The following is a 26,181-nucleotide window of genomic DNA, read 5'->3' on the forward strand; positions in this document are numbered from 1 at the left end:
GACGCCATGCAGGTCACAGAGACCCTCTCGGAAGGTTTGAAGCACGAGTTCAAGATCAGCGTCCCTGCGTCAGATCTCGACGCCAAGGCCGATGCCAAGCTCGTCGATCTCAAGGACAAGGTCCGTCTCAACGGCTTCCGTCCCGGCAAAGTGCCGGTCGGTCACCTGAAGAAGGTCTATGGCCGCTCAGTGATGGCCGAGACCATCGACCAGACCATCCGCGACACCAACACGCAGCTGTTCTCCGAGCGCGGCTTCCGCCTCGCGACCGAGCCGAAGATCACCATGCCGACCGAGCAGGCCGAGGTCGAGGAGCTGCTGAGCGGCAAGACCGATCTGACCTACACCGTCGCGATCGAGGTGGTGCCGGCCATTGCGCTCGCCGACTTCAAGACCTTCGAGGTCGAGAAACCCGTCGTCGACGTCACCGAATCCGACGTCGACGAGGCGATCAAGCGCATCGCCGATTCCAACCGGACCTTTGCCGCCAAAGGCGAGGGCGCCAAGGCCGCCTCCGGCGATCGTGTCACCATCAACTTCAAGGGCACCATCAACGGTGAGGCCTTCGAGGGCGGCACCGGCGAGGGCATCCAGGTCCTGATCGGCTCCAACACCTTCATCCCGGGCTTCGAGGAGCAGCTGACGGGCATCGGCGCCAACGAGACGCGCACGCTGAAAGTGTCGTTCCCGAAGAACTACATGAACGACAAGCTCGCCGGCCAGCCGGCCGAGTTCGAGACCACCGCGACGCTGATCGAGGCGCCGCAGGATCTCGCGATCGACGACGAGTTCGCCAAGACGCTCGGCCTCGAATCGCTCGACAAGCTCAAGGAAGCCGCGCGCGAGCGGCTGGCCGCCGAATTCGCGACCGCGACGCGTCAGCGCGTCAAGCGCGCGCTGCTCGACCGCCTCGACGAAGCGCATCGCTTCGATGCGCCGCCCTCGCTGGTCGACGAGGAGTTCAATCTGATGTGGAACTCGGTCAAGGCCGAGATGGCTTCTGCCGGCAAGACCTTTGCCGACGAGAACACCACTGAAGACGCCGCCAAGGAAGAGTACCGCAAGATCGCCGACCGCCGCGTGCGCCTCGGCCTCGTGCTCTCCGAGATCGGCGAGAAGAACAAGATCACCGTGACCGACGACGAGGTCGGCCGCGCCGTGATCGAGCGGGCGCGCCAGATGCCCGGCCGCGAGAAGGAAGTCTGGGACTATTACCGCAACAACGCCCAGGCGCTGGCCCAGCTTCGTGCACCGATCTATGAGGACAAGGTCGTCGACTTCATCCTCGAGCTCGCCAAGGTGACCGAGAAGAAGGTCTCGCGCGAGGAGCTCTACAAGGATGACGAGGCGGAAAAGAGCGCTGCCTGAAGGCTTTGAGAAAGCCTTCCATTAAGGATGATCAGCGAAGGGGCCCAGCTAGCCAGATGGTCGGCTGGGCCTCTTTGCGCGAATCAGCTTCAACTGCCCGACGGGTTAAGCCTTAATGCGCTCCGCACTTGTCAGGCGCGAATTGGGCTATATCTGTCGGTACACCCTGTACCCAATGTTCTGTCTCTACCAAGTTCCTGCATCACAGGACGTCCATCCGCCTTCCGGCAAATCCAGCCAAACTGGCAGCCAGCCTGGCGATGTCCGTCTCCGAAACCCTAGGTGACTCATGCGCGATCCGGTTGAAACCTACATGAACCTCGTGCCCATGGTGGTCGAGCAGACCAACCGTGGCGAGCGCGCCTACGACATTTTCTCGCGCCTGTTGAAGGAGCGCATCATCTTCGTGACCGGTCCGGTCGAGGACGGCATGTCGACGCTGATCGTCGCGCAGCTGTTGTTCCTCGAGGCGGAAAATCCGAAGAAGGAAATCTCGATGTACATCAACTCGCCGGGCGGCGTGGTGACGTCGGGCCTTGCCATCTACGACACCATGCAGTTCATCCGTCCGCCGGTCTCGACGCTGTGCACGGGACAGGCGGCCTCGATGGGCTCGCTGCTGCTTGCCGCCGGCGAGAAGGACATGCGCTTCTCGCTGCCGAACGCGCGCATCATGGTGCACCAGCCCTCCGGCGGCTTCCAGGGCCAGGCCACCGACATCATGCTGCACGCTCAGGAAATCCTGAACCTGAAGAAGCGGCTCAACGAGATCTACGTGAAGCACACCGGGCAGACCTACAAGTCGATCGAGGACGCGCTGGAACGCGACAAGTTCCTGACTGCGAACGACGCCAAGGAGTTCGGTCTGGTCGACAAGGTCATTGACAAGCGCGCCGAGGAGCCGACGCCGGCGAAAGCTCCATTATAGCACTACCGGGGCGTTACGGCGATCCCTCGGGATCGCCGCGTAGCGTCAGGGCGGTGTTCACGTTAAGGGCGCGTGCGCGCGCCGCACAACGCGGTTTTGCGCCCTGCGACAGGCGGAAAGTTCCGCTTTCGTGCTTGTTTTTCGTGGCAATCCAGCAACGCCGGGGTGATTTCGATCACTTCGCTCGTGCCAAGACCAGAAATCACGGTATTGTCACGGGTAGCCGGCGAGCCCCGATTAGCGAATTCTTGATAGTCGGGTGACAGCATGGTTGGCTACGATTGATCGGCTATGATCGCGGAGAATCGAGCGACCGTGATTCGCACGGGATGTAACGCGTAGGGTCTTTTTTGGTACGGAATTTGCTCTACTTAAGCTTCATGCCGGCCATTGTGTCGGAATGGAGCGATCGAGCGGAACGGGATCGAACCGCGGACGGAGACATGAATGAGTAAGGTCGGCACGAGCGACTCCAAGAACACGCTATATTGCTCGTTCTGCGGCAAGAGCCAGCACGAAGTCCGCAAACTGATCGCGGGTCCCACGGTCTTCATCTGCGACGAGTGCGTTGAGCTCTGCATGGACATCATCCGCGAGGAGAACAAATCCTCGCTGGTCAAGTCGCGCGACGGCATTCCGACGCCGAAGGAAATCTGCAAGGTGCTTGATGACTACGTCATCGGGCAGAGCCATGCGAAGAAGGTCCTGTCGGTCGCGGTGCACAACCACTACAAGCGCCTCAATCACCAGACCAAGCACAACGACGTCGAGCTCGCGAAGTCGAACATCCTGCTGATCGGTCCGACCGGTTCGGGCAAGACGCTGCTCGCGCAGACGCTCGCCCGCATCCTGGACGTGCCGTTCACGATGGCGGACGCGACGACGCTGACCGAAGCCGGCTATGTCGGCGAGGACGTCGAGAATATCATCCTGAAGCTGCTTCAGTCCGCCGACTACAATGTCGAGCGCGCCCAGCGCGGCATCGTCTACATCGACGAAATCGACAAGATCAGCCGCAAGTCCGACAATCCTTCGATCACGCGCGACGTGTCGGGTGAGGGCGTGCAGCAGGCTCTGCTCAAGATCATGGAAGGCACGGTGGCTTCGGTCCCGCCGCAGGGCGGCCGCAAGCATCCGCAGCAGGAGTTCCTGCAGGTGGATACCACCAACATTCTGTTCATCTGCGGCGGCGCCTTCGCCGGCCTCGAGAAGATCATCTCGGCGCGCGGGCGGTCGACCTCGATCGGCTTCGGTGCCCAGGTGCTCGCGCCGGAGGACCGCCGTACCGGCGAGATCTTCCGTCACGTCGAGCCCGAGGACCTTCTGAAATACGGCCTCATTCCTGAGTTCGTCGGTCGTTTGCCGGTCGTGGCGACGCTCGAGGACCTGGACGAGACGTCGCTGAAGAAGATCCTCACCGAGCCGAAGAACGCGCTGGTGAAACAGTACCAGCGGCTGTTCGAGATGGAGAACATCGAGCTGACCTTCGCCGACGAGGCGCTTGGCGCGGTCGCCCGCAAGGCGATCGAGCGCAAGACCGGCGCGCGCGGCCTGCGCTCGATCCTCGAGGCGATCTTGCTCGAGACCATGTTCGACTTGCCGGGCCTGGAAGGTGTGGAAGAGGTCGTGATTTCGCGAGAAGTCGTGGAAGGCACGGCGCGTCCGCTCTACATCTACGCCGATCGGTCCGATCGCGCCGTCGAGAATGCCAGCGCCTGATTTTTTCGGCGCTGGAACGCTCCAATTGTCTGATCAAGGAGGGCTGCGGAAATGTATCTCCGCAGCCGGTGTTGCGTCGCTTACCTGCGTGCGTAAGCGCCTGATGGCGCGCGTTTTTCGATGACTTGACACCCCCCGGGTCGATAGCCACCTAATGTCGGCGGGCGAGCGAAAATTCTCTTCAAGATTCGCCTCAGTTCCGATCCGGCAAGCCGGTCCAACTCGCAAAAGGACCGACCGGTTCTGCGGATCACCTCGGCACCTCGTGGCGGTTGCGCATGATCAGCGGGCTGCGTGCGAGGGGGCAAAGCAAAAGGAAAAGGCCATGACTAATCCCAAACCCCGGCCAACCATCGTTCATGGCGCAACGCACGCTTATCCCGTGCTGCCGCTGCGCGATATCGTCGTCTTCCCGCACATGATCGTGCCGCTCTTCGTCGGCCGCGAGAAGTCGATCCGCGCGCTCGAAGAGGTGATGAAGAACGATGCGCTGATCATGCTGGCGACGCAGAAGAACGCGTCCGACGATGATCCGGCGCCCGATGCGATTTACGAGACCGGTACGCTTGCCAGTGTGCTCCAGCTCCTGAAGCTTCCCGACGGCACCGTGAAGGTGCTGGTCGAAGGGCTCGAGCGTGCGCGCGTGCAGAAATACACCGATCGCGCCGACTATTACGAAGCGACCGCCGTCGCGCTCGCCGACACCGACGCGAAGTCGGTCGAGGCCGAGGCGCTGGCGCGCTCGGTCGTGTCCGACTTCGAGAGCTATGTGAAGCTCAACAAGAAGATCTCGGCCGAGGTCGTCGGAGTCGTGCAGGCGATCACTGATTTCGCCAAGCTCGCCGACACGGTCGCCTCGCATCTCGCGGTCAAGATCGCGGACCGCCAGGGCATCCTGGAGACGCTGTCCGTCACCACGCGCCTCGAGAAGGTGCTGGGCCTGATGGAGAGCGAGATCTCGGTGCTCCAGGTCGAGAAGCGCATCCGCTCGCGCGTCAAGCGCCAGATGGAGAAGACCCAGCGCGAGTATTATCTCAACGAGCAGATGAAGGCGATCCAGAAGGAACTCGGCGACGACGACGGTCGCGACGAGCTCGCCGATCTCGAAGAGAAGATCTCCAAGACCAAGCTCTCCAAGGAAGCGCGCGAGAAGGCGCAGCATGAATTGAAGAAGCTGCGCCAGATGTCGCCGATGTCCGCGGAAGCGACCGTCGTGCGCAACTATCTGGATTGGCTGCTGTCGATCCCGTGGAACAAGAAGTCCAAGGTCAAGAAGGACCTGGAAGCAGCGCAAGCCATCCTGGACTCCGATCATTACGGGCTCGAGAAGGTCAAGGAACGTATCGTCGAGTATCTCGCGGTGCAGTCGCGTGCCAACAAGCTGACCGGGCCGATCCTGTGTCTCGTCGGGCCTCCCGGCGTCGGCAAGACCTCGCTCGGCAAGTCGATCGCGAAGGCGACGGGGCGCGAATTCGTGCGCGTCTCGCTCGGCGGCGTGCGCGACGAGGCCGAGATCCGCGGTCACCGCCGCACCTATATCGGCTCGATGCCGGGCAAGATCATCCAGTCGATGCGCAAGGCGAAGTCGTCCAATCCGCTGTTCCTCTTGGACGAGATCGACAAGATGGGCGCCGATTTCCGCGGCGATCCGTCCTCGGCGCTGCTCGAGGTCCTCGATCCCGAGCAGAACGCGACCTTCAACGACCACTATCTCGAGGTCGACTACGATCTGTCCAACGTGATGTTCATCACGACCGCGAATACGCTCAATATTCCCGGCCCGCTGATGGACCGCATGGAGATCATCCGGATCGCGGGCTACACCGAGAACGAGAAGGTCGAGATCGCGCGCAAGCATCTGATCCCGAACGCGGTGTCCAAGCACGGCCTGGACTCCAAGGAGTTCTCGATCGACGACGACGCGCTGCTGCTTTTGATCCGCCGTTACACCCGCGAAGCGGGCGTGCGCAATCTGGAGCGTGAGCTCTCCACACTCGCCCGCAAGGCGGTGAAGGAGCTGATGATCTCCAAGAAGAAGTCGGTCAAGGTCACCGAGAAGACTCTGGAAGAGCTGCTCGGCGTTCCGAAATACCGCTTCGGCGAGATCGAGAGCGAGCCGCAGGTCGGCATCGTCACCGGCCTTGCCTGGACCGATGTCGGCGGCGAGCTGCTGACCATCGAAGGCGTCATGATGCCCGGCAAGGGCAAGATGACGGTCACGGGCAATCTGCGCGACGTGATGAAGGAGTCGATCTCGGCGGCGGCGTCCTACGTCCGCTCGCGTGCGATCAACTACGGCGTCGAGCCGCCGCTGTTCGACAAGCGCGACATCCACGTGCACGTGCCGGAGGGCGCGACGCCGAAGGACGGTCCGTCCGCGGGCGTCGCCATGGCCACCGCGATCATCTCGGTCATGACCGGCATTCCGGTCCGCCACGATGTCGCGATGACCGGCGAGATCACGCTGCGCGGCCGCGTGCTGCCGATCGGTGGTCTGAAGGAGAAGCTGCTGGCAGCTGCCCGCGGCGGCATCAAGACGGTGCTGATCCCCGAGGACAACGCCAAGGATCTCACGGAGATTTCCGATGCGATCAAGGGCGGCATGGAGATCATCCCGGTTTCGCGCCTCGATGACGTCGTCGCCAAGGCGCTGGTGAAGAAGCCGGTGCCGATCGTCTGGGAAGAGGACACCAAGGTGACGGTAAAGCCGGATGGGGACGAAGCCGCCGGCGGCCTCACCGCTCACTGAGGCTCAGTGAAAGATGATAAAACGGCGCCTTCGGGCGCCGTTTTTGTTTTTGAAGGGACGAGGGCGATGCAGATCGACGGGCAATGCCATTGCGGCAAGATCACCTTCGAGGCCGACATCGATCCCGAGCAGGTCTCGGTCTGCCACTGCACCGACTGCCAGACGCTGACCGGCTCGCCGTTCCGCGTGACGGCCGTCTGTTCCGGAGCGGACGTCCGCCTGACCGGCGGCACGCCAAAGATCTACGGCAAGCGGGGCGAGAACGGCCGCATGCGCTTCCAGCACTTCTGCGCCGATTGCGGTTCCCCGCTGTTCACGAGCGGCGAGGGCGATGACGCCGACGATTGGGGCATCCGCTGGGGCAGCATCCGTCAGCGCGACGCTCTCAGGCCGGTCCGGCAGATCTGGTGCCAGTCGGCCGCGGTCTGGATCGATGCGGTGCCGGGGCTGCCGGGGAGGCCGAAGGATTGAGGTTGGCTCGCGACAAGCCTTCGCCAGCTTCGCACCAATGAGCGCCTCGGTTGCCAAGCCGTAGCTGCGAAGCAGGCGAAGGCTGGTGGGCGGTCACGGATTCGAACCGCGGACCCTCTCGGTGTAAACGAGATGCTCTAACCAGCTGAGCTAACCGCCCAATTGCGCCTTCAAGTGCGCCTCTTTAGCGCCCCGGCGGGTGCGGAAGCAAGAGCCGAGCGTGCCGCGAACTGGCCTCCAGTTTGCGGCCTGGTCAGGGTTTTCATGCTGGACACGAGCAGCCCTGCAGCAGGCCGCTGCAGGGCGATCCTCGGCGCGGATCTGTCGCCAGGCCGAGGAGGCGGCGATCGTGCTCGCGGCCGCCGTGCGGCGTCTCAACTCCCGTCGGATGTCAGGCCGTCTTGGTGAACATCGTCAGAACACCGTCGGCGATGTTGATCGCGACGACTTGGGACGAACTCAAGCCCTTGGCCTTGAGCACGGAGGCTGCCTGCGGTGTGGCGTCGATGGACTTCCGAAGCGACTGGATGTCTTGCTCGCTTGTCTGCGCCACGAGTTCATCGACTTTCGCGCGCACCGCCGGCTGCAATTCCTTGACGTCCACGACCTGTATGCTCCGGATCACCGTGCTGGATTCAGAGGACGGCTGTTCCGCGCCGGGTTGTGACGATGCGCCCTGTGCCTGCACCAGAGCAGGTGTTCCCAGGGAGAGAGCTGCAACGATGACGGATGCCGTGAAGCTGCGCATGGTCATGCCTTTCCAAGTTTGAGGAACGGCGAATCTATCGAGGAAATCTGGTTGGCATCTGATTCCGATGTGGCCGTTCGGTGAAACCAATGCGGCCGCAATGCGCAAAGATGAGACCCGCTGCGCCGGGCCCGGTGATGCCCACGGCAAGGGGTTAGCTCAGCTGGTTAGAGCATCTCGTTGATACCGAGAGGGTCTGCGGTTCGAATCCGTGACCGCCCAACAGCCTTCGCTCGCTTCGCGAGCTAAATCGATCAACAATTCTTAATTGCATATTTCGACTTGAGCGCCCGCGATCATATTGCCTGAGCCGCCGCTTTTCACATTGCCAAGTCGACAACCTTTCGAAACGGGTCGGCAGCCACTTGGGCCGCAGATAATTTGTCCTGACGCTTGAGGCTTCGTCGGTGCGGTTTCGACCTGCTTGCGCTCCTCATCCCGCTGCTTGGGGGCGTCGTGGGTCGCTATCGGCTTCTTCTCCTGCACCTTCTCGCACTCGTTGTCGTCATTGACGCGATAGCCCGCGCGGCAGGCGATCTTCACGCAGGCGTCGCCGTCGGCCCTGAAGCCGCGGTCGCAAATCAGCGGGCAGACGCGGCCCGGCTTGGCCTTGATCGCGTCCAGCGCATCGAAGCTCGCCAGCTTGGCGTCGAACTTGGTGCCGGCATACTTGTTGAACAACGTCAGTGAGCGTTGTGACGACGCATTCCAGTCACCATCAGCCGAAGCAGTCAGGCAGCCGACGCGACGGAGTTCGGACTGCACCAGCTTCGTCCTGCGGCGACATCGCTGGTGGGATCGAAGAGGGCACTACGGCTGCGACCTTCTGCTCCGCGTTGGCGGCGGCTTGCTTCTCGGCGGCCTGCTTCGCGGCCAACTCGGCGGCGGCCTTGTCGCTCGCGAGCTTCTCGGCCAGCGCCTTCTCGGCTGCCTGCTTGTCCGCGAGTGCCTTTGCCGCTGCTGCCTCGGCTTCCTTCCGGCGCTGCTCGGCTGCGGCTGCCTTGGCTTCCTCGACCTGCTTGGCCTTCTCGGCGGCGAGACGCTTCTCCTCGGCCGCCTTGGCTGCGGCTGCTGCCTTCTCCTGTTCGGCCTTGGTGGCGCGCTCGGCGGCGAGCCGGGCCTTGGCGTCTTCTGCCTGGTGCGCCTTCTCGGCGGCAGCGGCGCGTGCCTCTTCGGCCGCGACGTTCTTCAGTTGGGCGCGGGCGAGGCCGGCATAGAAGCCGTCGGGGTAGGCCTGCAGGAAGGCCTCCCAGGCGTCCCGGTTTCCCGCCTGCAGCGCCAGTTCGTAGTCCCGGCGGATCGCATCCTGCGGGCTCGCTTGCGGTCCTGCGGCGACCGGCTTGGCGGGGATCAGCGACACGTCATCGCCGCCGAGCGAGCCGTACACATACGGCTCCTGCTTGTAGCCGGTGTTCTTGAGAACGTCGTCGCGCACGAATCCGAAGGCCTTGCGCAGGTCGAGCCCCGGCGTCGGCAGGCGCTCGACCAGCGCTGCTGCAAACGGGCTGTTTCTGGAGTCGCCGTCCGAGGCCGTCGAGCCGGCCTTGGCCGCAAAGGCGATCATGGTGTTCGGGCTGGTCGGCTCGACCTTGGCGAGGCCGCGGCCAATGGCGCGTGCGGCGACCGTACGCTTCATCGTCTTGGCGAACGGGTTGTCGCGGCAGGCATCGAGAATGACGAGCCGAAGCTGCTTGGCCGGCTCGATGGCGAACAACACCCGGTCGAGCGGGAAAGCTTCGTCGAAGACGTCGGTGTCGGTTTCCAGCGCGGCGTCAGTGGGTATGAGATAATTGTTGCCGTCCAGCTCGATGCCGTGGCCCGCATAGTAGATCACCGCGACATCGGCCTCGCGGGCCTTGGCTCCGAACTCGCGCAGCGCCTTGCGCATGTCGACGACGCTAAGGTCGAGTTTGACATCCACGGTGTCGAACCCGGCCTTCCTGAACATGCCGCCGACCAGCGAGGCGTCGTTCACCGGGTTGGTCAGCGGTGGCACGCTCTTGTAGGCGGAATTGCCGATGACAAGCGCGACGCGCTTGTCCGCCTGTGCCGGTCCGCAGCCAAGATAGAATGCGCCCAATAGAAATACGAAAATCCGAATCGCGCCCATTGCAGCCCCAAATCGCAATGTGACCAGAGTAGTCGGAGCATGCCACCAAGGCAAAGCCCGCTATGTGACCAATGTCACAGGGGGCTGCCCCGCCGTAGGCCATATCAAGCCGCAAGCGACAACGGTGGGTTGGCCGATGCGTACTCTGCTGGATCTCATCTATCGATATTGCTGCCGCGCCTGCCTGCGCGAAAGCCGACGCTATCGGACTGGCAAGGACGCTATCGGATTGGCAAGTCCTGGGGCATGACGTCGCCGGCGTTGGCGCGGCGGAGGATTTGACTGCCGCCGGCTGCCATTGGCGAAGCCAGGCGAGCGGGTGAGTCAGGAAGGCGGTCAGCGGCTTGAGCGTGGGCCTCTCGACAAATGTATAGACCAGCCAGGCTATGCCCGTGAGGAAACCCGGCAGCACGACGGCGCGAATGAGCAGGGCCGACCTGTGGTCCCGGCCAATGTGGGCCCAATGAAGGATCATGTTCCCGATGTCCTGATGCAGCAGGTAGAGCGGATAGCTGATGACCCCGATGAACGCCAAGGGAACGGCCAAGGCGCGAAACGATCGAAGCAGGACATGGTCATAACGCGCGGCAAGATAGACCGCGGCGGTGCCGGACCACAGCAGCAGCGACCGGTACATCTCGATCGCCATCGACGGCTGTTTGACGTTGAAATACAGATGATAGAGCTCGAGCGAGAACGCGACGACGATTCCCATGATCGCTTCCCTGCTGCGCCCCCTGACGAGGGCCGCCACGCTCATGCCGGCAATGAAGAACGGGAAGATCGTTGGACGTGGCATAGTCCGTGCTGGTGGTCAGGGTCCGGAAGATGGTCACCACGCAAAGCAAAGGCGTTGCTTGAGCCCCAGCGCCATCATCATGAAGCAGAAGAGGTAGAACTGAAACTCGATCTGCAATGACCAATAGGCGCCGTCGGGCAGATGATAGTCGACGTGAAGGACGTTGAGCGTCGGAAGAGCTATCAGCGTATAGGCGTAATCGAACCAGTTCACCCCACGGCCCGCTTCGACCAGCTCGGGCATGAGAATCTTGAACAGAGTCGTCAGCAGGCCACAAACAATCAACGCCGGCAGCAGGCGGCCGAGCCTCTTGGCATAGAAGTGCCACGCCGATTGCGACGTCTCAGCGCTGAACGCGATGCAATAGCCGCTGATGATGAAGAACAGCAGGACACCGAACGTGCCCCGGCTGAAGGCCTGACCCGGGACGAAATGATAGAGTAGCACCCATATGATAGAGATTGCGCGCAGGCAATCGATGCCGATTGATCGTTCCGACTTCAAGGGGTTTTCTCCTGTTCCCTGAGTTAGCGCAGGGCCGCTTGGCTGTGTCAACTTGGCTTGGCACATCAGCCTCGGCCGCCGCGTTGAAATCGGCCTTGCAGCAGGGAAGGACATGTGGATAAGCGTCTTGGGCCGGGCGCGGACGTTCGGCCCTGTCGCGGAGAGGGTTGATGGAACAGTCAAGCGGACACGAGCTCAACGCCGACCAGATCGCCTATTGGAACGGCCCAAGCGGACAGCGCTGGGCTGATCGTCATGCGGTGCAGGAGACGCTGCTCGGGCCGATCGCGGACGCGCTGATCGATCGTGCCAAGCCGAAGCCGGGCGAGCGCGTGATCGACGTCGGCTGCGGCTCGGGTGCAACGACGGTCGCGTTCGCGAGGGCGGTGGCGCCTGATGGCTTTGCGCTCGGCCTCGACGTCTCCGATCCGATGCTGTCGCAGGCGCGCGCGTTGGCGCCGAAGGGCCTGCCGCTCGATTTCGTGCTGGCGGATGCGACCGTTCATCCGTTCGAGCCGGCGAGCTTTGATCTGCTCGCCTCGCGCTTTGGCGTGATGTTCTTCGCCGATCCCATCGCGTCCTTCACCAATCTCCGCCGTGCGCTGAAGCCGTCCGGGCGGCTTGCCTTCGCCTGCTGGCGCGAGCCGAAGGAAAATCCGTGGATGATGGCGCCGCTGATGGCGGTCTACAAGCACGTGCCGAAAATGCCGCCGGTCGGACCGGAGGAGCCGGGCCCGTTCGCCTTTGCATCAGAAGAGCGCGTGATACGCATCCTGAGAGGTGCCGGCTTCGTGGACGTGGCAATGGAGCCGCACAATCTCGCGATGGATATCGCGATCGGCGGTGGCCTCGATGCCGCCGTCGACGGCGCGCTCCAGATCGGCCCCGCCAGCCGCGCGCTACAGGGGCATCCGCCCGAGACGTACGCGGCCGCCAAGGCTTCGATCCGCGACATGCTCGCGCCGTTCCTGAAGGGGCAGTCGGTGACGTTGCAGGGCGCGATCTGGATCGTGACGGCGAAGGCGGCGTAGGACTCTCTTTCCGCCGTCATTGCGAGGAGCTCTTGCGACGAAGCAATCCAGAGTCCCTCCACCGACGCATTTCTGGATTGCTTCGCTGCGCTCGCAATGACGATGTGGAGATAGAGCGCCTCACACCACATCATCCGGCGCCAGCGCGCAGCCGTTGTCGGGATGCGTCTCGACCTGAAGCGTGGTGTGACCGATGCGGAATGAGGTCTTGAGCAGCTGCGCGGTCTCCATCAGGAATGCGTCGCCGGCCCCAGTGGGCATCACGAGGTGGCAGGTCAGCGCCGTCTCGGTGGTCGAGATCGGCCAGACGTGGAGATCGTGGATCCCGGAGACGCCCGGCCGCGCGAGGAGAAACGCCCTGATCGCGGCGAGGTCGGTGCCCTTGGGCGCGGCCGCCATCGACATGTCGATGGAGCCGCGCAACAAACTGGTCGTGCTCCAGAGGATGGTGGTGCAGATGACGAGGCTGGTTAAGGGATCGAGCCAGAGCCAGCCGGTCCAGATGATCAGCGCCGCCGAGACCACGACACCGAGCGAGACCGCGGCATCGGCGGCCATGTGCAAGTACGCGCCTTCGATGTTGATGTCGTCCTTGCGCCCGCGCGCGAACAGCATGGCGGTGAAGCTGTTGATGAGGATGCCGATGCCGGCCACCACCATCACCGTGACGCCGGCGACCGGCTCCGGCGCGCGCAGGCGCAAAATCGCCTCCCAGCCAATGGCACCGGTTGCGACCAGCAGGAACACCGCATTCGCCAGCGCCGCAAGAATCGTCGAGGCGCGCAGGCCGTAGGTGAAGCGGCCGCTCGGCGCGCGCCTTGCCGCGATCGACGCGCCCCAAGCCACGACCAGGCCGAGCACGTCGGAAAGGTTATGGCCGGCGTCCGCGAGCAAGGCGGTGGAGTTGCCGATATAGCCGTACACGGCTTCGGCCACGACCAGCGCGGTGTTGAGCGAAATGCCGATCGCGAACGCCTTGCCGAAGTTGGCGGGCGCATGGACATGCGCGTGCCCGTGGCTGTGGCCATGAGCATGGCCGTGGTCGTGACCATGATCATGCGAATGGCCGACGTGATCATGGTGGTGATGTCCGTGATGCTCGTTGCCGGCCACCTCTAGCGCTCCGGTGACGCTGTCAAATCAGGCGCCATTGTAGGCGTTTCGGTGTCTGCGTCACGGCGGAACAGCACGTAGAGCGCCGGCAGCACCAGCAGCGTCAGTACGGTCGAGGAGATGATGCCGCCGATCACCACGGTCGCAAGCGGCCGCTGCACCTCGGCGCCGGCGCCGGTGGCGAGCGCCATCGGCACGAAGCCGAGCGAGGCGACGAGGGCGGTCATCAGCACCGGGCGCAGCCGCGTCAGCGCGCCCTCGCGCACGGCATCCACGACGGATCGCCCCTCGCTGCGCAGCCGCTCGATGAACGCGATGATCACGAGCCCATTGAGCACGGCCACGCCCGACAGCGCGATGAAGCCGATGCCGGCGCTGATGGATAAAGGAATGTCGCGCAGCAGCAGTGCCGCAACGCCGCCCGTCAGCGCCAGCGGCACGCCGGAGAACACCAGCGCCGCATCCGCAGCCGATCCCATACCCATGAACAGCAGCAGGAACACCAGCAGCAGCGCCACCGGCACCACGATCGTCAACCGCTTGGTCGCGGAGACCAGCTGCTCGAACTGGCCGCCCCAGCCGATGAAGTAGCCCGGTGGCAGCTTGACCTTCTCGGCTACGGCCGCCTGCGTCTCGGCGACGAAGGAGCGCAGATCGCGCCCGCGGACATTGGCGGTGACGACGATGCGCCGCTTGCCGTTTTCGCGGCTGATCTGGTTGGGGCCCGGCGCGATCTCGATCGCCGCAACGGAGGAGAGCGGCACGTAGCGCGGCGTCGTCCCAGATGCCCCCGGCCAGGCGGTTTTCGTGACGGCCGCGATGTCCTCGCCCGGCGGCAGCGGGATCGGCAGCGACTTGATCGTATCGGGGTCGGCACGCAGGCTTTCCGGCAGCCGCACCACGATGTCGAAGCGGCGATCGCCCTCGAACAGCTTGCCGACCGGCTTGCCGCCGATCGCGATCTCGACGAGGTTTTGCACCTCGCTGAGGCTGAGGCCGTAGCGCGACAGCGCCTGGCGGTCGAGCTTGACGGTGAGGATCGGCAGGCCCGCGATCTGCTCGGTCTTGATGTCGGCGGCGCCCTCGATGCCGCGAACCACGCCGTTGACCTGCTGGGCGATGCCGGCGAGCACGTCGAGATCGTCGCCGAAGATCTTGACGCCGACGTCGCTGCGGATGCCGGCGATGAGCTCGTTGAAGCGCATCTGGATCGGCTGGGTCATGCCATAGGCGGTACCGGGCAGGGTGTTGGCGGCGCGTTCGAGCTCGGCCACGATCTCGTCCTTCGGCTTGGCCGGGTCGGGCCATTCCTCGCGCGGCTTCAGCGTGACATAGGTGTCGGCGACATTCGGCGGCATCGGGTCGTTGGCGATCTCGGCGGTACCGATCTTGGAGAAGATGGTCGCGACCTCCGGCACCTGCTTGATCGCCTTTTCCAGGCGGAGCTGCATGTCGACGCTCTGGGTCAGGCTGGTGCCGGGAATCCGGATGGTCTCGATGGTGATGTCGCCTTCATCGAGGCTCGGAATGAACTCGCCGCCCATGCGCGTTGCGGCGAAGATGCTGCCGGCGACGATCAGCAGGGCGCCGAGCGCGACACTGCCGCGATAGCGGATCGCGCGGTCGAGCAGGGGCAGATAGAGCCGCTTGGCGGCCCGCATGAAGACGTTCTCCGTCTCCGAGACCTTGCCAGTGACGACAATCGCAACCGCGGCGGGGACGAAAGTGATCGACAGCAGCGCCGCGGTCGTGAGGGCCATCAGCACGGTCAGCGCCATCGGCGTGAACATCTTGCCCTCGGTCCCGGTCAGGGTGAGGACCGGAAGATAAACCACGGCGATGATCAGCGTGCCGAACAGGCTCGGCTTGATCACCTCGCTGCTTCCGACGCGGATGGTCTGGAGGCGTTCGTCCAGCGTCAGCAGCCGGCCGCGGCGGTGCTGCTCGGCGGCAAGCAGCCGCAGGCAGTTCTCGACGATGATGACCGCTCCGTCGACGATGATGCCGAAATCGATCGCGCCCAGGCTCATCAGATTGGCGCTGACCTTGCTCTCGACCATGCCCGTGATCGTGAACAGCATGGAGAGCGGGATGACGCAGGCCGTGATCAGCGCGGCGCGGATGTTGCCGAGGATCAGGAACAGCACCGCGATCACCAGCGCCGCACCCTCGACGAGGTTCTTCTCGACGGTCTGGATGGTGGCTTCCACCAGATGCGTGCGGTCGTAGACGGCGCGCGCGATCACGCCGTCGGGGAGCGATTTGGCGATCTCCGCGAGCCTGGCCTTCACGCGCTGGGCCACAGTGCGGCTGTTCTCGCCGATCAGCAGCATGGCGGTGCCGAGCACCGTCTCGCCGCTGTTCGCCGTCGCAGCACCGGTGCGCAGGTCCCTGCCTTCGCTGACCTCGGCGACATCGCGGATGCGCACCGGCACGCCGCCGCGCGAGCCGATCACGATGCCCCTGATGTCCTCGATATTGGCGACCTGGCCGGGAGCGCGGACGAGATATTGCTCGCCGTTGCGCTCGATATAGCCGGCGCCGACGTTGGCATTGTTGGCGGCCAGCGCCGTCATGATGTCGCGGAAGCCGAGTTTGTAGGCCATCAGCTGCCCCGGAATCGGCAGCACATGGAACTGTCGCTCATAGCCGCCGATCGAGTTGACCTCGATCACGCCGGGAATGGTGCGCAGCTGCGGCTTGATGATCCAGTCCTGGATGGTGCGCAGCTCCGTCGGCGTGAACTCGGCACCCGTCGGCGACTTTGCGCCGACCTTTGCTTCGACCGAGTAGACATAGATCTCACCGAGCCCGGTCGAGATCGGCCCCATCGCGACCTCCGTGCCTGCAGGCAACAGGTCCTTCGCCTGCTGGATGCGCTCGTTCACAAGCTGGCGCGCGAAATAGATATCGGTGCCGTCCTGGAACACGACGGTGACCTGACTCAGGCCGTAGCGCGAGATCGAGCGGGTGTAGTCGAGCCTAGGCAAGCCGCCCATTGCAGTCTCGAGCGGAAAGGTGATGCGCTGCTCGGCCTCGAGCGGCGACAGCCCCGGCGCGCGCGTGTTGATCTGGACCTGGACGTTGGTCACATCAGGCACGGCATCGATCGGCAGGCGCGTGAAATTCCAGGCGCCAAGGGCACCGGCCGCGAGGGCGAGCAGGACCACGAGCCAGCGCTGGCGGACCGAGAAGGCGAGGAGGGCGTCAATCATGCTCGGCCTCGCCCTTGCCCATCTCCGCCTTGACCACAAAACTGTTCTCGGCGACGTAGCGCTCGCCAGCCGAAAGGCCCGCGCGGATCTCCACGAATTTCGGATCGGAATCCCCAAGCTCCACGGGGCGCGCCTCGATCTTGTCGCCGTCCTCGCGGACGAACACGATCGTCTTGCTCTCCAGCGTCTGGATCGCGCTGCGGCGCACGGCAACCGCGACGTTGCGCGCGGCGAGGATCAGCCGCGCCGTGACGAACAGGCCGGGCCGCAGGCGTCCGTCCGGATTTGGCAGCACCACGCGGGCGAGCGCGGTCTGGGTCTCGCTCGAACCGATCGGCGCCATGTAGGAGATCGTGCCCTTGATCTCGCCGCGGCCATCGTCCAGATCGATCAGAACCTCGTCGTTGAGGTGGACGCGCCGCAGATCCTGCCGGTAGATCGACAGGTCGACCCAGATGGTGGAGAGGTCGGCGACGACGAAGGCCGGCTTCTGTTCGGAGGCGTATTCGCCGAGCGAGATCTGCCGCTCGATGATGGTGCCCGCGATCGGCGCCTTCAGCTCGTAGACGGTAAGGCTCTGGTTGCTCTCGATCGCGGCGAGCAGATCGTCCTTGCCGACCTTGTCCCCGATGCGCTTCAGGATCGATTTGGCGATGCCCGGAAAGCGCGGCGTCACCTGCACCACGGCTTCCTGGTTGGCGCGCAGGATGCCGTTGAAGGCGAGCGTGTCGGTCAGCGTCGCGCTCGCGGCTTCCGCCAGCACCACACCGGCTGCGGCAAGCTTGACGTCGGAGATGCGGATGCGGTCGGCGCCGTGCTCGTCCTGCTCGACATGGTCGTTCGGCTTCTCCGGCTTCTTGTCCGCGGCATGCTCGGCGGGCGCGACCCTGGCCGGCGCCAGCAGGGCATAGCCACAAGCGCCGAGGGCAGCGGCAATGACAGCGACGACAATGGTGGAGGACGTCTTCATCGTGCGCTCTCCCGCGCCAGCGTGAAGGGATTGCCGACCAGGCCTTCGATGGTCGCCACCCCCGCATGAAAGTTCTGGAGCGCCTCCTGCTCACGCAGCCGCGCCTGGGTGACGCTTGCCTGGGCGTCCAGCACTTCGAGCAGGGTGAAGCGGCCCTGGCCGTAGCCTTGCGAGATTGCCTCGGACGCTTCGACGGCCTTCGGAATCGCGGTCTCGCGCAGGACCGCGAGCTCGCGCAGCGAGCCTTGCAGCGAGTCGTAGGCCCGGCCGGCGATCACGATCAGCGTGTTGCGGTTGGCCTCGCGCTCGGCTTTGGTCTTGGCGAGGCTTTCCTGTGCCGAGAGGATGTTGCCCTGGTTCTGGTCGAACACGGGAATCGGCACCGAGAGGGTGAGGCGCACGGCATCGTCATTGGTTTCGTTGTAATGGCGCCAGCCGGCCGCGATCCGCACGTCGGGGTAGGGCTTGAGCCGTGCCAGCAACAGCTCGGCATTGCGCTGAGCATAGACCGCGGTCCAGCGCACCAGTTGCGGATTGGCATCGATCGCGGCGACGACCGACTGGAACGTCGGCGGGCGTCCCGTGATATCGAGCCGGCCGGAGACCTCGCCGAATTTCGCGGCGGGATCTCCCATCAGCACCGCCAGCTCGCGCCGGGCGCTGGCCAGCGTCGCCTTGAAGCGCTCGCGGTCGGCCTTCACCAGGGCGGAGGCGACTTCGGCGCGGCCGGTCTCGGCCGGCGAGGAGGCGCCGGCCTCGACGCGGCGGCGCAGCAGCGGCGTCAGGCGGTCGATCGCGGCGATCTGTTCGTCCAGGATCTGGATGCGCCGCTGTGCGCCGAGCACGCTGAGGAAAGCGATCGCGGTCTCCGAAAGCACCTCCAGCCTGACGGCCTTGCGCTGAATCGCGGCGACCTCGATGCCGGCTGCGCCCGCGGCAATCCGCGCCTCCCGTTTGCCGAACAGCTCGAAAGCCTGGCTGATCTGGAGCGTGGTCTCGGCCGATCGCGTGCCGCGATATCTGCCGGAGCCGAATGAATCATCCTGTTCATAGGTCAGCTCCGGATTGAGCAGCGCGCCCGCCTGGATGCGCTGGCCCGTGGCGATGCCGACGTCGCGCTCCGCCGCCGTCAGGCGCGGACTCGCGGCCAACGCGCGCGACAGCGCGCTCCGCATCGTCAAAGTCTGGGCGTGAGACGGTGCAAGCGCCAATCCGACAAGCAGACACGCCGCCGCGCACGCGAGGCGCGCGGCCATTCCCCTGCAAAACATGAAACCGACCTGTGAAGGATGAACCTAATGGGCGCGGGGCGCCCGACCAATCCATTCAGGCAATAGGTTTGGGAGGCGGGGAGTCGGTATCGGGAATAATTCCGGCGAGCCGGGGTGCGCGTTGCGGGCGCGATGCAGACACCAGCGCGACCGATTTGGCGGAGAGCGCCGGCTGCGCCACCGTCAGCGAGAAGCAGCCATGGCAATGATGGCCGCCGATCGCCTTGTGGTCGCCGTGGCCTGTGGAGCCATCGAGGATCGAAGCGATTTCCGAGCCGCCGGACGGGCTAGTCACATCGATGTCATGAGTGCCGTGGAGCGCGCCCGACAGCAGGTACATGACCGCAACAAACACAGCCATGAGCCCACGCCAATTGCGCGTGCGCCTCAGTCTGAAGGGCCGGCGGTTCAAGACCACGTATTCACTCACAGTCAGGCTGGCCTAGCACGGCGACGGGAACAGTGTCGACCCGCAACAATGTTACGTGTGGGGAACTTGATGTCGCGGAGCCGGCCCCGCGTGATTGTCCGGCGCGTGCAACCGCTCTATCTTGTGAGCATGGCTGATGCATGCTGCTCACCGCCGCCGCTCAATCTCGATCGCCATCGCGACAAGAAGGCGTATCGTCGCGTGCTCTGGGTTGTGCTCGCCGTCAATGCCGTCATGTTCCTGGCCGAGATCGGCGCGGGCCTTGCTGCGGGATCGGCGTCGCTCCAGGCTGACGCGCTCGATTTTCTCGGAGACGCCGCGAACTACGCCATCAGCCTTCTGGTGGTCGGCATGACGCTACGCTATCGCGCTACCGCGGCCCTGGCGAAGGGGCTGACGATGGGCGCCTTTGGCCTTTGGGTCGTCGGCACGGTCGTCTGGCACGCAGCGCATGGCACGCTGCCGAACGCCTTCACTATGGGCGCGGTCGGCGTGGCGGCCCTTACCGCAAACGCTGCTTCGTTCGGATTGTTGTGGGCCTATCGCAAGGGCGACGCCAATATGCGCTCCGCCTGGATTTGCACCCGCAATGACGTGCTCGGAAACATCGCCGTGCTGTCGGCCGCCCTCGGCGTGTTCGGCACCGGCACGGGCTGGCCCGATATCATCGTGGCCGCAATCATGGCCGGGCTCGCGCTTCAGGGAGCGGTTGTCGTGGTACGGCACTCCCGAATGGAGCTGAAGGTCACTCCGGCCTAGAACAAAACCTTGGTTGGCGGCCAGATGGCGACCAGCCAAGAGCTCAGCAGTGATCTTCTATCGTTTTGGAGATTTCGTTCGGCGCGGCGAAAATCACGTCGGCCCGGTCACCCATCATGCCGGCCGACACGATAGCGGGCGCGCCGCTCTGCGGTCCGTCTTCGCTGGAATCCGTTTTCAGACGCAGATTGCGCTCCCAGAAGGGGCGCGTCTTGCCGTCGGCCGTTGTCACCCGATAGGTGTCCCGACAGTGGGTCATGCCGGTGACGCGCTGCGCGGGATTCAGATTCTTCAGATTGGGGGCGCGGCCGCCACCCATCATCCCTCCCATCATGCCGCCCCCATTCATGCGGTTTTCGGCCGTTCGCTCCGGCGCGGCCCCCGGCTTGGTGGCCTCCTTGAGGAATGCCAACAGATCCGCGCGAACGCGTGAGTCATCGATCCCCTCGAACGGCATCTCGTTGTCCGGCACCATGCGCGCAGGATCGGTCAACCAGGCATCGAGCGAGCGGTCGTCCCAGATGATTCCCGAAGCTTTCAGCGCGTCGGAGTAGCGGTCGAAACTCGGCAAGCTGGCGGCCTTCCTCCCCCAGAGATTTGCAAGACTTGGCCCCGTCATGTTGCGGTCGGGCTCGAGCGAGTGACATGCCGCACAGACGCGAAAATCACGTTCGCCCCGAGCCACGCTGTCCTGCTGCGCGCCGGCCGGCGAGGAGACGAGAACGGCCGCGAATGCCACGAAGAGAAGGCGATCCATGTTCAATCTCCCCGATTTGAGAAGAAGAGATACTTGACCAGCGCTGCCGCCCCCAGCGCGAGCACGACAACGACTAGAACCGCGATCAGCCCCATGCCGGCCATCATTCCCGACATCATGTCCTGCATCATGGCTCACCTCATTCGGCTGGCTCTTGGATTCGCAACTTTGCGACGATCGCTTTCGATTTTCTCGGAGGCTGTGGTTTGCCCGCAGACGGCAAATGCAAGCCCTTGACCAGGCCAAAGATCGCCGGGATCACGATCAGGGTCAGCAGCGTCGAGGAGATCATGCCGCCGATCATGGGCACGGCGATGCGCTGCATGATCTCCGAGCCGGTGCCGGTGCTCCACATGATCGGCAGCAGGCCGGCCATGATCGCGACCACCGTCATCATCTTCGGGCGGACGCGCTCGACGGCGCCCTCCATGATGGCCTCGCGAAGGTCTATCCGGCTCAATGTCCAACCCTCGGCGGCGCGGCGCTCCTTGATCTCCGCAAGCGCTTGATTGAGGTAGATCAGCATCACTACGCCGGTCTCGGCGGCGACGCCGGCGAGCGCGATGAAGCCCACGGCGACGGCGACGGAGAGGTTGAACCCGAGCCACCACATCAGCCAGAGCCCGCCGACCAGCGCGAACGGCAGCGACAGCATCACGATCATCGTGTCCGTGACCGACCGGAAATTGAGGTACAGCAGCAGGAAGATGATGAGGAGCGTCGCCGGCACGACGATTTTCAGACGGGCCATGGCCCGCTCGAGATATTCGTACTGGCCGCTCCAAACCACGTAGTAGCCCGGCGGAAACTGGATGCTGGCCTGGACGGCGCGCTGCGCCTCCGCGACGTAGCCGCCGAGATCGCGGTCGCGGATGTCGACGTAGATGTAAGTGGCGAGCTGTGCGTTCTCCGTCCGGATCGATGTCGGGCCGCGCGCGAGTTGGACGGTCGCGACTTCCGCGAGCGGGACGGCGCCGCCGGCCGGCATGGGAACGAGGATGTCGCTTGCGATCTTCTTCGGATTGTCCCGGAGGTCGCGGGGATAGCGCATGTTGACCGTGAAGCGCTGCCGGCCCTCGACGGTGGTCGTGACCGCCTGACCGCCGAGCGCGGTCGCGATGGTGTCCTGGACGTCTTGGACCATGATTCCGTAGCGGGCCAGCGCCGACCGGTCGGGGGTGATTTCCAGATAGTAGCCGCCGATACTGCGCTCCGCGTAGGCGGACGAGGTCCCGGGCACCACCCGCAGCACCTGCTCGATCTGCTTCGCGAGCTTGTCGATTTCGACGAGGTCAGTCCCGATCACCTTGACGCCGACGGGGGTCCGGATGCCGGTCGAGAGCATGTCGATGCGCGCCTTGATCGGCATGGTCCAGGCGTTCGATACGCCGGGAAACTGTAGCGCCTTGTCCATTTCGGCGATCAGCCCGTCGATGGTGAGGCCTTTCCGCCACTGTCCCTTCGGCTTGAGGTTGACCACGGTCTCGAACATCTCGGTCGGCGCCGGATCGGTCGACGTGGAGGCGCGGCCGGCCTTGCCGTAGACGGACTCCACTTCCGGAAACGACTTGATGATGCGATCCTGCGTCTGCATCAGCTCGGCGGCCTTGGTCACGGAAATGCCGGGCAGCGTCGTCGGCATGTAGAGCAGGGTGCCTTCGTTGAGGTTCGGCATGAACTCGGTGCCGAGCTGGCGCGCGGGCCAAATCGTCACCGCGAGCACGGCGAGTGCGAGCAGGATAACCAACGTCTTTGCGCGCAGCACGCCCTTGATGACCGGTCGGTAGATCCAGATCAGGAAGCGGTTGATCGGATTCCTGTGCTCCGGAACGATCCGCCCGCGGACGAAGATCACCATCAAGGCCGGCACCAGGGTCACCGAGAGCAGCGCGGCCGCGGCCATCGCGAAAGTCTTGGTGAAGGCGAGCGGGCTGAACAGCCTCCCCTCCTGCGATTCCAGCGTGAAGATCGGCATGAAGGAGACGGTGATGATGAGCAGGCTGAAGAACAGCGCCGGCCCGACCTCGGAGGCGGAATCGATCAGGATCGCGATCCGCGACCTGCCGGGCTCGGCGCGCTCCAGGTGCTTGTGGGCGTTCTCGATCATGACGATGGCGGCGTCGACCATGGCGCCGATTGCGATGGCGATGCCACCAAGGCTCATGATGTTGGAGCCGATTCCGAGCAGCTTCATCGCCCCGAACGCCATCAGCACGCCAACCGGCAGCATCAGGATGGCGACGAGCGCGCTGCGGACGTGCAGCAGGAACACGATGCAGACCAGCGCGACGACGGTGCTTTCTTCGACCAGCGTATGCTTGAGCGTATCGATGGCGGCATAGATCAGGTTCGACCGGTCATAGACCGGCACGATCTCGACTGATTTGGGGAGGCTGGTCGCGATCTCCTTGAAGCGCTTCTTGACGTTCTCGATGACGTCAAGCGCGTTCATGCCGAAGCGCTGGAGGACGATGCCGCTGGCGACTTCCCCCTCGCCGTTGAGCTCGGTGATGCCGCGCCGCTCGTCCGGTCCCAGTTCGACCCTGGAGACGTCCCGTAGCAGCACCGGCGTGCCCTTGTCGGTCTTGAGGACGATGTTACCGAGATCGTCGATACTCTTCAGGTAGCCCTTTCCGCGGATGACGTACTCGAACTCCGACAGCTCGACAGTACGCCCGCCGACGTCGGCGTTGCTGGCACGGATCGCGTCCCGGATCTTCTGCATGGTGATGCCGAGATCGCGCATCCGCTGCGCGTAGAGGACGACGTTGTACTGCTTCACGAAGCCGCCGACACTCGCGACCTCCGCGACGCCCTCCGCCTTGGCAAGGGCGAATTTGAGATTCCAGTCCTGGATGGTGCGTGTGTCCGCGAGGTTCAGTTCCTTGGACATCACCGCGTACTGGTAGACCCAGCCGACGCCGGTCGCGTCCGGACCGATGGTCGGCGCCACGCCCGCCGGCAGCCGTGAGGTGGCGGCGTTGAGGAATTCGAGGACACGCGAGCGGGCCCAGTAGATGTCGGTGCCGTCCTCGAAGATCACGTAGACGAAGGAGACCCCGAAAAAGGAGAAACCGCGCACCACTTTGGATTTCGGCACCGTGAGCATGGCGGTGGCCAGCGGATAAGTGACCTGGTCCTCGATCACCTGTGGCGCCTGCCCTGAATACTCCGTGTAGACGATGACCTGCGTGTCGGAGAGATCAGGAATGGCGTCCAGCGGCAGATGGACGAGCGCGTAGATTCCGGCGGCAGCCGCGAAGCCGGTGCCGAACAGCACCAGCAGCAGGTTGCGCGCCGACCAGGCGATGACGCGGGCGATCATGGGCGCGCTCCCGTCGTGCCTGCCGCTTGGGCGGGTTGCGTACCCTCGGGCGCGGCAAACCCCTTCAGCGCGGCCTTCAGGTTGCTCTCGGCGTCGATCAGGAAATTGGCCGAGGTGACGACGGCCTCGCCCTCCGACACGCCTCGGGTCACCTCGACGAAGCCGCCGCCGCGACGGCCGAGCTTCACTTCACGCGGCTCGAAGCGGCCCTCACCCTTGTCGACAAGGACGGCCTGGCGGCTTCCGCTGTCGAGTACGGCGCTCTCCGCCACCGCCAGCACCGGCCCAGGCGTGCCGGCTTCGATCTCGGCATCGACATACATCTCGGGCCGCAGCACTTCGTCGGGATTGGGCACCTCGATCCGGATCCGCGCGGTGCGCGTCGCAGCGTTGAGATGGGGATAGATCAGCGCCACCGTGCCGGCGAAGCTCTGGCCGGCGAGAGCGCGCGGCCTGATGGTCACTTTCGTGCCGACGGCGACTTGCGGCAGATCGCGCTCCGCCATATCGATGAGCACCCAAACCAGGCGGTGGTCCGCGATCCTGAAGAGCACGTCTCCCGGGCCCGCCCGCATCCCGGGCACAGCGTTGCGTTCAAGAATCTCGCCGTCCTGGGGCGCGAGCCAGGGAATCGAGAGCGAGATTTCCCGGGTTCGTTCGAGCTCCTTGATGGCGGGCTCCGGCGTGGCGAGATTCTCCAGCCTCCGGCGCGCGCCCTTCAGTTCCTTCCCGGTCGCGCCGGCGTTGATGGCGGAGAGATATTCGGCGGCGGCGCTCGACAGCGCGGGGCTGTATACGTTCAGCAGCGGTTGCCCCTTGTGGACGTGATCGCCAGTCGTGACGTTCGCGACGCTCTCGACGAATCCCTCGAAGCGCAGCGCGACCACCGAAACGCGTCTCTCGTCTTCCTGGACGGTCCCTGGCGCGCGGATCAGGGTGGTGACGGGCCTCCTCACGACCGGCTCGGACCTGGCTCCCGTGCGCTGAATCTTGCCGGGCGACAGTTTCACCGACCCGTCGTCGCTGTCCTCGCCTTCGTAGACGGGGATGTAATCCATCCCCATCGTGTCCTTCTTCGGCACCGGCGAGGTGTCCGGCAGGCCCATTGGGTTGCGGTAATACTTGATCTTGCGATCGCCCTTGGCGTCGGTCGCCATAACGTCGGGCGCTTCGTCAGCCTCCTCGAAGCTGATGTCCTCGTCCGCCCGCACGGCGCGATAGTCGCGGCCGTCGGCGGTCTTCTTCGGGGTGAGCGAATAGAACGGCCGGCCGTCCGGATCCCGGAAATAGATCGGTGCGCCCGCGTCAGCCGCATGCGCGGCGAAAGTCAGCGAGCTTGAATCCGACTGAGGCTGCATGGCGCGGCCGCCAATCAGCGCGACACCTGCCGCCGCGAAAATCGCAGCGGCAGTGCCTGTAATGGCGAGGCGGGTCATTTCTCGGCCGTGACGACGAGCTTGTTTTCGACCGTGCCGGTCTCGCCCTGTACCTTGGCGCCGAGCGAGAGTTGCCAGCGTCCGGCCATGCTGAAATTGGCCTTGAAACGATAGGTCCCGGGTTCGGTGCCCGGCATCGGCGTGACCTTGGTGACCATCTCCTGCATGCCGTCAGGCGCCATGTCGAGCCGGCTGGCGAAGATCACCGCATCGGGTATCGCCTTGCCACTGGTCTTGTCGACCAGCCGCACGGTCACGATGCGATCGGCCCCGGTCTTGATGGTCGGTTGAACCAGATGGAATTCGTAGTTCTTGATTTCGGCGTGAACGCTCCCCGTGAGCGCAGCGCCGATCAGCGCGGCGATGGCGGCGCGCGCGAGCTTGGTGGTCGTCATAATTTATAGTTCCTCGATGGGTCTGATGGAGCCGCCGGAGCTGCTCGCGGCAAGCCGGATGCAGCCGAGCGGCAGGCAATGGC

The 26,181-nt window shown here is 64.4% G+C and carries 20 protein-coding genes, 2 tRNA genes and 1 pseudogene; 8 read left to right on the forward strand and 15 right to left on the reverse strand.

Features of this window, described 5'->3' with window-relative positions:
* The first annotated feature begins 6 nt into the window (after nt 1–6).
* The 5 genes from tig to AAE027_RS14615 all read left to right on the forward strand — a co-directional run bounded on the left by tig (nt 7) and on the right by AAE027_RS14615 (nt 7,235).
* Nucleotides 7–1,368, forward strand: coding sequence for a trigger factor (gene tig, locus AAE027_RS14595; protein WP_091893360.1), 1,362 nt, complete (start codon nt 7–9; stop codon nt 1,366–1,368).
* 289 nt (nt 1,369–1,657) lie between these two features.
* Nucleotides 1,658–2,296, forward strand: a complete 639-nt coding sequence (locus AAE027_RS14600; protein WP_128946185.1) for an ATP-dependent Clp protease proteolytic subunit — start codon at nt 1,658–1,660, stop codon at nt 2,294–2,296.
* Nucleotides 2,297–2,743: 447 nt separating this feature from the next.
* Nucleotides 2,744–4,015: an ATP-dependent Clp protease ATP-binding subunit ClpX gene (clpX, locus tag AAE027_RS14605; protein ID WP_025576640.1), complete on the forward strand. Its 1,272-nt coding sequence runs from the start codon at nt 2,744–2,746 to the stop codon at nt 4,013–4,015.
* A 325-nt stretch (nt 4,016–4,340) separates the two neighbouring features.
* Complete coding sequence (gene lon, locus AAE027_RS14610) at nt 4,341–6,764, forward strand: endopeptidase La (RefSeq protein ID WP_091899076.1); 2,424 nt, start codon at nt 4,341–4,343, stop codon at nt 6,762–6,764.
* A 66-nt stretch (nt 6,765–6,830) separates the two neighbouring features.
* A complete protein-coding gene (locus tag AAE027_RS14615) occupies nt 6,831–7,235 on the forward strand; it encodes a GFA family protein (protein WP_370985970.1) in 405 nt (134 codons plus the stop codon).
* 83 nt (nt 7,236–7,318) lie between these two features.
* On the opposite strand, the gene AAE027_RS14620 is transcribed toward AAE027_RS14615, so the two are convergent.
* Together AAE027_RS14620 and AAE027_RS14625 are read right to left on the reverse strand one after the other, a co-directional pair.
* A tRNA-Val gene (locus AAE027_RS14620) sits at nt 7,319–7,395 on the reverse strand.
* 231 nt (nt 7,396–7,626) lie between these two features.
* Nucleotides 7,627–7,989: a hypothetical protein gene (locus tag AAE027_RS14625; protein ID WP_370985972.1), complete on the reverse strand. Its 363-nt coding sequence runs from the start codon at nt 7,987–7,989 to the stop codon at nt 7,627–7,629.
* Nucleotides 7,990–8,134: 145 nt separating this feature from the next.
* On the opposite strand from AAE027_RS14625, the gene AAE027_RS14630 reads away from it, so the two are divergent.
* Nucleotides 8,135–8,205, forward strand: a tRNA-Ile gene (locus AAE027_RS14630).
* 42 nt (nt 8,206–8,247) lie between these two features.
* Here AAE027_RS14630 and AAE027_RS14635 read toward each other — a convergent pair.
* The 3 genes and pseudogenes from AAE027_RS14635 to AAE027_RS14645 all read right to left on the reverse strand — a co-directional run bounded on the left by AAE027_RS14635 (nt 8,248) and on the right by AAE027_RS14645 (nt 11,396).
* Nucleotides 8,248–9,979, reverse strand: a pseudogene (locus tag AAE027_RS14635) (caspase family protein).
* Nucleotides 9,882–10,808 (reverse strand): acyltransferase family protein, encoded by a 927-nt coding sequence (locus AAE027_RS14640; RefSeq protein WP_370985973.1) that lies wholly within the window; start codon nt 10,806–10,808, stop codon nt 9,882–9,884. The pseudogene AAE027_RS14635 and the gene AAE027_RS14640 overlap by 98 nt, the downstream one beginning before the upstream one ends.
* Nucleotides 10,809–10,925: 117 nt before the next feature.
* The gene (locus tag AAE027_RS14645; protein ID WP_370985975.1) at nt 10,926–11,396 is read right to left on the reverse strand and encodes an acyltransferase family protein; all 471 of its coding nucleotides are present in this window, start codon (nt 11,394–11,396) and stop codon (nt 10,926–10,928) included.
* Nucleotides 11,397–11,566: 170 nt separating this feature from the next.
* Here AAE027_RS14645 and AAE027_RS14650 point away from each other — a divergent pair, with 170 nt between their 5' ends.
* Nucleotides 11,567–12,427 carry a class I SAM-dependent methyltransferase gene (locus tag AAE027_RS14650; RefSeq protein ID WP_370985977.1) on the forward strand — a complete coding sequence of 287 codons (861 nt, stop codon included), beginning with the start codon at nt 11,567–11,569 and terminating at the stop codon, nt 12,425–12,427.
* A gap of 120 nt (nt 12,428–12,547) precedes the next feature.
* On the opposite strand, the gene AAE027_RS14655 is transcribed toward AAE027_RS14650, so the two are convergent.
* From AAE027_RS14655 to AAE027_RS14675, 5 genes are read right to left on the reverse strand one after another with little or no spacing between them, the layout of a single operon-like run.
* Nucleotides 12,548–13,540 carry a cation diffusion facilitator family transporter gene (locus AAE027_RS14655; RefSeq protein ID WP_370985979.1) on the reverse strand — a complete coding sequence of 331 codons (993 nt, stop codon included), beginning with the start codon at nt 13,538–13,540 and terminating at the stop codon, nt 12,548–12,550.
* Nucleotides 13,541–13,542: 2 nt separating this feature from the next.
* Nucleotides 13,543–16,755, reverse strand: a complete 3,213-nt coding sequence (gene ihpC, locus AAE027_RS14660; RefSeq protein ID WP_370985980.1) for a divalent metal ion exporter subunit IhpC — start codon at nt 16,753–16,755, stop codon at nt 13,543–13,545.
* Nucleotides 16,748–17,725, reverse strand: a complete 978-nt coding sequence (gene ihpB / locus AAE027_RS14665) for a divalent metal ion exporter adaptor subunit IhpB (RefSeq protein WP_370985981.1) — start codon at nt 17,723–17,725, stop codon at nt 16,748–16,750. The genes ihpC and ihpB overlap by 8 nt, the downstream gene beginning before the upstream one ends.
* Nucleotides 17,722–18,996, reverse strand: a complete 1,275-nt coding sequence (gene ihpA, locus AAE027_RS14670; protein WP_370985982.1) for a divalent metal ion exporter subunit IhpA — start codon at nt 18,994–18,996, stop codon at nt 17,722–17,724. The genes ihpB and ihpA overlap by 4 nt, the downstream gene beginning before the upstream one ends.
* Nucleotides 18,997–19,051: 55 nt before the next feature.
* Nucleotides 19,052–19,357 (reverse strand): hypothetical protein, encoded by a 306-nt coding sequence (locus AAE027_RS14675; RefSeq protein ID WP_370985984.1) that lies wholly within the window; start codon nt 19,355–19,357, stop codon nt 19,052–19,054.
* Between the two features lie 198 nt (nt 19,358–19,555).
* Here AAE027_RS14675 and AAE027_RS14680 point away from each other — a divergent pair, with 198 nt between their 5' ends.
* Entirely contained in the window at nt 19,556–20,185 is a 630-nt protein-coding gene (locus AAE027_RS14680) for a cation efflux transmembrane domain-containing protein (protein ID WP_370985985.1), read from the forward strand.
* 43 nt (nt 20,186–20,228) lie between these two features.
* Here AAE027_RS14680 and AAE027_RS14685 read toward each other — a convergent pair whose 3' ends face one another.
* From AAE027_RS14685 to AAE027_RS14705, 5 genes are read right to left on the reverse strand one after another with little or no spacing between them, the layout of a single operon-like run.
* Nucleotides 20,229–20,942, reverse strand: a complete 714-nt coding sequence (locus AAE027_RS14685) for a c-type cytochrome (RefSeq protein ID WP_370986059.1) — start codon at nt 20,940–20,942, stop codon at nt 20,229–20,231.
* A 2-nt stretch (nt 20,943–20,944) separates the two neighbouring features.
* The gene (locus tag AAE027_RS14690; protein ID WP_283806517.1) at nt 20,945–21,073 is read right to left on the reverse strand and encodes a hypothetical protein; all 129 of its coding nucleotides are present in this window, start codon (nt 21,071–21,073) and stop codon (nt 20,945–20,947) included.
* An 8-nt stretch (nt 21,074–21,081) separates the two neighbouring features.
* Nucleotides 21,082–24,267, reverse strand: a complete 3,186-nt coding sequence (locus tag AAE027_RS14695) for an efflux RND transporter permease subunit (RefSeq protein WP_370985986.1) — start codon at nt 24,265–24,267, stop codon at nt 21,082–21,084.
* Nucleotides 24,264–25,703 (reverse strand): efflux RND transporter periplasmic adaptor subunit, encoded by a 1,440-nt coding sequence (locus AAE027_RS14700; RefSeq protein WP_370985987.1) that lies wholly within the window; start codon nt 25,701–25,703, stop codon nt 24,264–24,266. Before AAE027_RS14700 ends, AAE027_RS14695 begins: the two co-directional genes overlap by 4 nt.
* A complete protein-coding gene (locus tag AAE027_RS14705; RefSeq protein WP_130216927.1) occupies nt 25,700–26,098 on the reverse strand; it encodes a FixH family protein in 399 nt (132 codons plus the stop codon). The genes AAE027_RS14700 and AAE027_RS14705 overlap by 4 nt, the downstream gene beginning before the upstream one ends.
* Nucleotides 26,099–26,181 lie beyond the last annotated feature (83 nt).

Source organism: Bradyrhizobium sp. DN3 (assembly GCF_041357655.1).
GTDB lineage: Bacteria > Pseudomonadota > Alphaproteobacteria > Rhizobiales > Xanthobacteraceae > Bradyrhizobium.